Below are 6,466 nucleotides of genomic sequence, written 5' to 3' on the forward strand. Positions count from 1 at the left end.
GGGGTGGTGGGGCTTTGGGTACAGGATTCGGGGGCCTTCCTGCGGTTCTACGGGTACCCCAAGGTGCTTTGGCCGTACTTGCGGAGCACCAACCTGATGGAGCGGTTTATCCGGGAAGTGCGGCGTGGGACGAAGGTGCGGGACCACAAGTTTCCCAAGGCGGAGGCGGTATACAAGCTCCTTTACCTGGAGTCAGAGAGGCAAGAGGGGAGGTGGGCAGAACGGAAACTAAAGGGGTTCTCGGAGGTGAAGGAGGTGCTGGAGAAGATGCTTCAGGAGCGGTATGCCCCCCGTACACAGACTCTTACACATAACTCTTGACACGACCCCCTCGGGGTTCCTCCCTCTTTCCGCGGGGAACATCCGGGAACAGCCCCTCTTGGAGATCTACCGGAATAGCTCCCTCTTCCTTGAACTCCGCAACAAAGCCCTCCTCAAGGGGAAATGCGGGGTTTGCGAGTACCGGGGGCTTTGCGGGGGAAGCCGGGCCCGGGCCTGGGCCGAGACCGGGGACCACCTGGCCGCCGACCCCCGGTGCGCCTACACCCCCTCAGGACAAATGCCCCTAGCCTGAGGGGGCGGGCGCTCTCTATGCTTAGGCCATGAAACGCCTGATGCCCCTCCTGGCCTTCCTGGGCCTCCTGGCCTTGGGGCAAAGCCCGGGGGCCAAGCTTTATTCGGCCAACTGCCAAAGCTGCCATCAGGCCACGGGCCAGGGCCTCCCCGGCGCCTTCCCACCCCTCACCCACCTGGACAAGGTGGTCCAGGCCAAGGGGGGCCGGGAGTACCTCATCCGGGTGGTCCTCTACGGCCTCCAAGGGCCTTTGACCGTGGGGGGCACCACCTACAACGGCGTCATGCCCCCCTTCCGCCAGCTCCGGGACCAGGAGGTGGCGGACCTCCTAAACCACGTCCTCACCACCTTCGCCAAGTCCAAGGCCAAGCCCATCAGCGCCTCCGAGGTGAAGGCGCAACGGGCCAAGGCCCTTTCCCCGCAGGACGTCCTCAAGTCCCGTCCCCCGGTCAAGTAGACCGGTGTACTCCCTCCCCCCCCGGGGCCTTTAAGGCCCCGGGCCACCTTTTGGGGGCCGCCCCGGGGGGATAATGGCCCTATGGGCCCCGGGTTTCACCGCCTCTACGCAGGCCGCCTGGCCTGGCGCTACCGGCTCGGCCTGGCCCTGGGGCTCGCCCTTTTGGGCCTCCTCCACCCCCTTTGGGCCCTGGCCTCCCCTCTAGCCCTCCTGCTTCCCACGGGGCTCTGGGAAGGCCAGGCCCTAAGGGCCATCGCCCGCCAAAGCCTCGCCTACCCCACGGCCCTGGCCTACGGGGAAGAGCGGCTTTGGCAGGAGGCCAGGCGGGTGCGGGTGGAGCCGCCCCCCTTCCCCCTGGGCCTCCTCCTGGCCTACCTCCTGGTCCTGCTCCTGGCCTTGGCCCTGGCCGCCTGGAAGGCCCCGGATGGCGGGGCGTGGCCCCTTTTGGGAGGCCCTTCCCGGGAAGCCCCCTCTGGGCCCCAGGAAGCCTCCCAGGGCAGAGAGACCCCCACCTCCGGGCAGGCCCCGAAAGAGTCCAAGGAAACCCAAGCGGGGGAGCAAAGCGCGTCCCAGACCCCCTCCCTAAGCGAGGAGGCAAGGGAGGTTCAGGAAACGGGGGGCCCCCGTAGACCGGAGGGCGGTCTCTCCCCGCTGGGGAAGGAGGCCAGGGCGGCGTCAGAGAAGCCTTCTTCCCCAAAGGAAGCGGGACCGCCCCCAACAGGGGAAGGGCGCGGGGGCTCCCCGGGCCTCGAGGAAGTTTCCCAAGGCCTTCCCCTCGCCTCCCTCCCCTCCCCCCTGGGCCCGGAGGGAGGCCTCCTTTCCCCGGCGGGCCAAGGAGGGGCCTCCCCCCTTCCCGCCCCCTGGCCCCAGGGCCGGCCCCCCGAGGAGGTGCGCCGGGGGGTGGAGGTCTACTTGGAGCGCACCCCCCTCCCCCCGGAGGAGCGGGAGCTCCTCAGGCGGTATTTCGCCCTTCCCTGACCCGCCTTAGGGCCTCGGCCACGCTCACCGGGCCCACCTCGAGGCGGTCCGCCATGGGAAAGGCCCCCATGGAGCCCCCGTGGCCGAAGCGGGCCCCCACCCTCAGGTCCACGTCCTTGAGGAGCTCCCGCATCCTCTGGTGCTTCTCCCCTCCCTCCATGGCGGCGTAGGGGTTCTCCCGCACCTCCACCAGGCGGAACTCCCCGTCCTCGGCCACCTCGTAGACGGCGAAGCGGGGGGCGTGGCCGAAGGGACCGGGGTACACCTTGGTCTCGTCCTGCTTGGCGAGGGCTATGGCCAGGCGCATGCCCTCAGCTTACACCCCGGGGGTACCCTGCTCCCGCCGCCACTCCCCGCTCTTGCCCCCCGCCTTGTGGAGGAGGCGGACCTGGGAGATCACAAGCCCCTTGGAGGCCGCCTTGAGCATGTCGTACACGGTGAGGGCCGCCACGGCGCAGGCGGTGAGGGCCTCCATCTCCACCCCGGTCTCCGCCTTGGTCTTGGCCGTGGCCTCTATACGCACCCGTCTCCTTTCCCGTTCCAGCTCCACCCGCACCTCCACCCCCGTGAGGGGCAAGGGGTGACAGAGGGGGATGAGGTCCGCGGTTTTCTTGGCGGCCATGATCCCCGCAAGCTGGGCCACGGCGAGGGGGTCCCCCTTCCCCACCCCCCCTTCCTCCAAGGCCTTTAGGGCCTCCTCCGTGAGCTCCACGAAGGCCTCGGCGGTGGCGGTGCGGAAGGTGGCGGGCTTCCCCGTGACGTCCACCATGTGGGGCCTGCCGTCTTTGAAGTGGGTGAGGTCCATGGCCTTAGTGTAGGCCTACCGGGCCCGGCGGATGCCCGCCACCAAAAACGCCCCCAGGAGGAAGAACCCCCCCGCCAGGAGGAAGAGCACCCCGTAGCCCAAGCCGGACTCCCGGGCGTTCAGGAGGTCCAAGGGGCGGCCGAAGGCCCCGGCCAGCACCTGGGGCACCACGATGGAGGTCTGCCAGAGGCCCATGTCCGTGGCGTGGGCCTTGGGGTCTTGGAGGATGTCGGAGACCAAAGCCCAGTCCACCGCCAGGTACACCCCGTAGAAGACCCCGAAGAGGAGGGAGAGGAAGAGGAGGACGTCGTAGCGGGGGAAGAGGAGGAGGAAGGGCATCAGAAGCCCAAGCCCGGCCCCCGAGAGGTAGATGAGGGGTTTGCGGCCCAGGCGGTCCGAAGCCTTCCCCGCGGGCACGCTGGCCAGGGCCGCCCCCAAGGAGATGAGGAGGCCCAGAAGGGCCACGGCCTGGAAGGGCTCCTCCGCCAGCACGCGCCCCAGGGCGGCGAAAACCCTCACCGCGTCGGCCAGGAAGTACTGGAGGTAGGTCTGGGCCAGGTAAAAGCCCAGCATCACCAGGAAGCGGGTGAGGTAGACGAGGCGGAAGTCCCGGTCCCGCCAAGGGGCAGCCAAGGCGGCGAGGAAGGGGCGGGGAGTGGCCGCGGGCAGGCGGTCCGGCACCAGGGGCAGGCTGAGGGCGGCCCCTATGAGGTTGAGCAGGGCGGCCAGGTAGGCCTGGGGCCCTAGGGGCAGGAGGAAGCCCACCAGTCCCCCCAGAACCTGCCCCAAGACCTGCAAGACCCCCATGTACCCCGAGGCCTGCCCCCTTTCCCCCCGGGGCACCAGGTCGGGGATGAGGGCGGAGTAAGGGCCGGTGGCCAGGTCGTCGGCGAGCTGCAGGAGGAGGTAGGCCAACAGGAGCGCCCCGTAGCTTGGGGCGTGGACCAAAAGGAGGAGGGCCAAGGCGGTGAGGAGGCTCCCCAGGACGAGGAAGGGCCTGCGCCTTCCCAGGCGGTCCGAAAGGTAGCCCATGAGGGGCGGGCCCAGGATGGCCATCACCGCCCCCAGGCCGAAGAGGAAGCCGAGGCGGGTGGCCTTCTCCTCCGGGGGGGAAAGCTCGGCCACCTTGGCCGGGAGGAGGACCAGGAGGACCAGGAACCACTTGAAGCTGGTGGCGAACCAGTAGGCGGAGAGGGCGAGGAACCACCCGGGCCCGTGGCGCATGGGCCTCACCTTACCAGACCGCGGCCTCGGGAACCACGAGAAGGGGCAGGGGGCTCCGGAGGACGAGGACCTCCACCATCCGCCCCAGGCGGTGCCGCCAGGTGCTCCTGGCCTTGGAGCCCAAGACCAAGAGGTCCGCCCCCCGGGCCTCGGCGAGGCGCAGGAGGTCTTCCTCCGCTTCGCCCCAGGAGACCTCCACCGCCCCCGTGGCCTTGAGGAGGGCTTCCAGGTGGGCCTTGGCCCTTTCCAGGACTTCCGGGACGGAAAGCTTCCCCGGGTCCAGGTAGGTGGGGAAGCAACACCCCCCGTGCCCGCTCACCAGGTGGAGGCCCAGGACCTCCGCCCCCAGGGCCCGGCCCCAGGCCTCGGCCACCCGGAAGGCGGCGAGGCTCGCGGGGCTTTCGTCCAGGCCCACGGCGATGCGGCGCACCCCGGCGAGGGCCCTGGGCAGAAGGAGGACGGGCACCTCCCCCCGGTGGAGGAGGTAGCGGGCGAGCCCCCCCTTGGCCAGGGCCTCGAGGGGCACCTCCCCGCCCCGGCCCAGGAGGACCAGCTTGCTCTTCAAGGCCTCCGCCGCCACCACCTGGGCGGGAAACCCCCTGAGGACCTGGACGGGGAGGCCCGTGGCGCCCAAGGCCTTTTCCACCTCGGCCCTGGCGAGGCGCAAAAGCTCTTCCACCTGGGGGGCCAGGTGGGGGAAGCGCCGGGCGAGGTCTTCCCAGTAGGGCGAGGGCACCACGTGAAGGACCTGGGCGGGCACCCCCAGGCCTCCTTGCAGGAAACGGGCGCTTTCCACCAGGGCCTCAAGGGAGCTTCCCAGGTCCACCGCCGCCAAGAGGCGCATGCTTCACCTCCTGGCTCCACTATAATCCTGGCGTGCTGTGGCTTAGGGACCGCGCCCTGGACCTCTCCAAACCCCGGCTCATGGGGATCCTCAACCTCACCCCCGACTCCTTCTCCGACGGCGGCCTCTACCTGGAGCCGGAAAAGGCCCTACAAAGGGCCAAGGCCCTGGTGGCGGAAGGGGCGGACCTTCTGGACCTGGGGGCGGAGTCCACCCGGCCCGGGGCGGCGCCTGTGCCCGTGGAGGAGGAGAAGCGGCGGCTTCTTCCCGTCCTCGAGGCGGTCTTGGAGCTCGGGGTGCCGGTGAGCGTGGACACCCGCAAGCCCGAGGTGGCCGAGGAGGCCCTAAAGCTTGGAGCCCACCTCCTGAACGACGTCACCGGGCTTCGGGACGAGCGGATGGTGGCCCTGGCCGCCCGGTACGGGGTGGCCGCGGTGGTCATGCACATGCCCGTGCCCGACCCCGCCACCATGATGGCCCACGCCCGCTACCAGGACGTGGTGGCCGAGGTGAAGGCCTTCCTCCAGGCCCAGGCGGAGCGGGCCCTAAGGGCCGGGGTGCCCCAGGTGGTGCTGGACCCGGGGTTTGGCTTCGGCAAACTCCTAGAGCACAACCTCGCCCTCCTTAAGCGCCTGGAGGAGATCGTGGCCCTGGGCCACCCGGTCTTGGTGGGGCTTTCCCGCAAGCGCACCATCGGGGAGCTCACCGGGGTGGAGGCCCCCAGGGAGCGGGTCATAGGCTCCGTGGCCGCCCACCTCTACGCCGCCCTCAAGGGGGCGCGGATCCTCCGGGTCCACGACGTCAAAGCCCACCGGGAGGCCCTGGCGGTGTGGGACGCCCTTTCCGCCTTTCAGGGGGGCTAGGGGGTAGGCATGGGGGAGATCGCCCTTTTGGGCCTGGAGTTCTACGGCCGCCACGGGGTCATGCCCGAGGAGGGGCGGCTTGGGGCCCGCTTCGTGGTGGACCTCTGGCTCACCGTGGCCTTTGAGGGCAAGGGGGACCGCCTTGAGGAGACCGTGGACTACGCCGCGGTCTACGCCCTGGTGGAGGAGGCGGTGCGCCACCGCCGCTTCTACCTCATTGAGGCCCTGGCGGACCACCTGGCGGAGGAGCTTTTGAAGGCCTTTCCCCGGCTCCAGGCGGTGAGGGTACGGGTCCACAAGCCCCACGCCCCCATCCCCGGGGTTTTCCGCGACGTGTACGCGGAAACGCAAAAAGGGCGCTCCTAGAGCGCATTTTCTTTCTTCATCTGAACCCGGACAGACACATGTGAGACTGGACGAGTAAAAATGTGGGGACCACTCCAGAAGAGAGGGGGTCCCCACGGATGCAGCTTACCACGGTTGGCAAAGAGGTTTTGCGGGGAGCGCGGAAGGCCCGGGAACTCCAAGAGGCCGGGGCCGGCGATCCCACGGTTCAGGACCGCTTACGGAAGCTCAAACAGGTGGAGGCGCTCAGGAAATACCGGATGGGCTGGCCCGAGATCCAGGAGCTTTTGGGGATCAGCCGGGCCACCTATTACCGCTGGCGGAAACGCCTCAAGGAAGAGGGCCTTGCCGGTCTTAAGCCTCGGTCAAGACGTCC

Annotated in this window: 10 protein-coding genes and 1 pseudogene; 7 read left to right on the top strand and 4 right to left on the bottom strand. The window is 69.4% G+C overall.

Annotated features, from left to right (window positions below):
• The 4 genes and pseudogenes from BLP62_RS12855 to BLP62_RS14465 all read left to right on the top strand — a co-directional run.
• Positions 1-321: transposase (locus BLP62_RS12855; RefSeq protein ID WP_176758176.1), on the top strand; the 321-nt coding region annotated here is incomplete at its 5' end.
• Positions 314-574 (top strand): annotated as a pseudogene (locus BLP62_RS12860) (radical SAM/SPASM domain-containing protein); the annotation flags it as partial. The gene BLP62_RS12855 and the pseudogene BLP62_RS12860, both read left to right, overlap by 8 nt.
• A gap of 28 nt (positions 575-602) precedes the next feature.
• The gene (locus tag BLP62_RS12865; protein ID WP_093008689.1) at positions 603-1,031 is read left to right on the top strand and encodes a c-type cytochrome; all 429 of its coding nucleotides are present in this window, start codon (positions 603-605) and stop codon (positions 1,029-1,031) included.
• An 81-nt stretch (positions 1,032-1,112) separates the two neighbouring features.
• A complete protein-coding gene (locus BLP62_RS14465; RefSeq protein ID WP_093008690.1) occupies positions 1,113-2,009 on the top strand; it encodes a hypothetical protein in 897 nt (298 codons plus the stop codon).
• On the opposite strand, the gene BLP62_RS12875 is transcribed toward BLP62_RS14465, so the two are convergent.
• The 4 genes from BLP62_RS12875 to BLP62_RS12890 are packed head-to-tail and all read right to left on the bottom strand — an operon-like array spanning position 1,984 to position 4,882.
• A complete protein-coding gene (locus BLP62_RS12875) occupies positions 1,984-2,316 on the bottom strand; it encodes a NifB/NifX family molybdenum-iron cluster-binding protein (RefSeq protein ID WP_093008691.1) in 333 nt (110 codons plus the stop codon). The genes BLP62_RS14465 and BLP62_RS12875 overlap by 26 nt on opposite strands.
• A gap of 9 nt (positions 2,317-2,325) precedes the next feature.
• Entirely contained in the window at positions 2,326-2,814 is a 489-nt protein-coding gene (moaC, locus tag BLP62_RS12880; RefSeq protein WP_093008692.1) for a cyclic pyranopterin monophosphate synthase MoaC, read from the bottom strand.
• 15 nt (positions 2,815-2,829) lie between these two features.
• Positions 2,830-4,038 (bottom strand): MFS transporter, encoded by a 1,209-nt coding sequence (locus tag BLP62_RS12885; protein WP_093008693.1) that lies wholly within the window; start codon positions 4,036-4,038, stop codon positions 2,830-2,832.
• 10 nt (positions 4,039-4,048) lie between these two features.
• Positions 4,049-4,882, bottom strand: coding sequence for a universal stress protein (locus tag BLP62_RS12890; protein ID WP_093008694.1), 834 nt, complete (start codon positions 4,880-4,882; stop codon positions 4,049-4,051).
• A 32-nt stretch (positions 4,883-4,914) separates the two neighbouring features.
• On the opposite strand from BLP62_RS12890, the gene folP reads away from it, so the two are divergent.
• The 3 genes from folP to BLP62_RS12905 all read left to right on the top strand — a co-directional run.
• Positions 4,915-5,745 (top strand): dihydropteroate synthase, encoded by an 831-nt coding sequence (folP, locus tag BLP62_RS12895; protein WP_093008695.1) that lies wholly within the window; start codon positions 4,915-4,917, stop codon positions 5,743-5,745.
• 9 nt (positions 5,746-5,754) lie between these two features.
• A complete protein-coding gene (folB, locus tag BLP62_RS12900; RefSeq protein ID WP_093008696.1) occupies positions 5,755-6,111 on the top strand; it encodes a dihydroneopterin aldolase in 357 nt (118 codons plus the stop codon).
• A 98-nt stretch (positions 6,112-6,209) separates the two neighbouring features.
• A partial coding sequence (locus BLP62_RS12905) for a helix-turn-helix domain-containing protein (protein WP_143004376.1) occupies positions 6,210-6,466 on the top strand: 257 nt, incomplete at its 3' end.

Origin of the sequence: Thermus arciformis, assembly GCF_900102145.1 — a bacterium.
Classification (GTDB): domain Bacteria; phylum Deinococcota; class Deinococci; order Deinococcales; family Thermaceae; genus Thermus; species Thermus arciformis.

Coding starts and splice junctions, on each gene's coding strand:
- BLP62_RS12885 (WP_093008693.1), bottom strand. CDS start 4,038: ATGCGCCACGGGCCCGGGTGGTTCCTCGCCCTCTCCGCCTACTGGTTC.
- moaC (WP_093008692.1), bottom strand. CDS start 2,814: ATGGACCTCACCCACTTCAAAGACGGCAGGCCCCACATGGTGGACGTC.
- BLP62_RS12865 (WP_093008689.1), top strand. CDS start 603: ATGAAACGCCTGATGCCCCTCCTGGCCTTCCTGGGCCTCCTGGCCTTG.
- BLP62_RS12890 (WP_093008694.1), bottom strand. CDS start 4,882: ATGCGCCTCTTGGCGGCGGTGGACCTGGGAAGCTCCCTTGAGGCCCTG.
- folB (WP_093008696.1), top strand. CDS start 5,755: ATGGGGGAGATCGCCCTTTTGGGCCTGGAGTTCTACGGCCGCCACGGG.
- BLP62_RS12875 (WP_093008691.1), bottom strand. CDS start 2,316: ATGCGCCTGGCCATAGCCCTCGCCAAGCAGGACGAGACCAAGGTGTAC.
- BLP62_RS14465 (WP_093008690.1), top strand. CDS start 1,113: ATGGGCCCCGGGTTTCACCGCCTCTACGCAGGCCGCCTGGCCTGGCGC.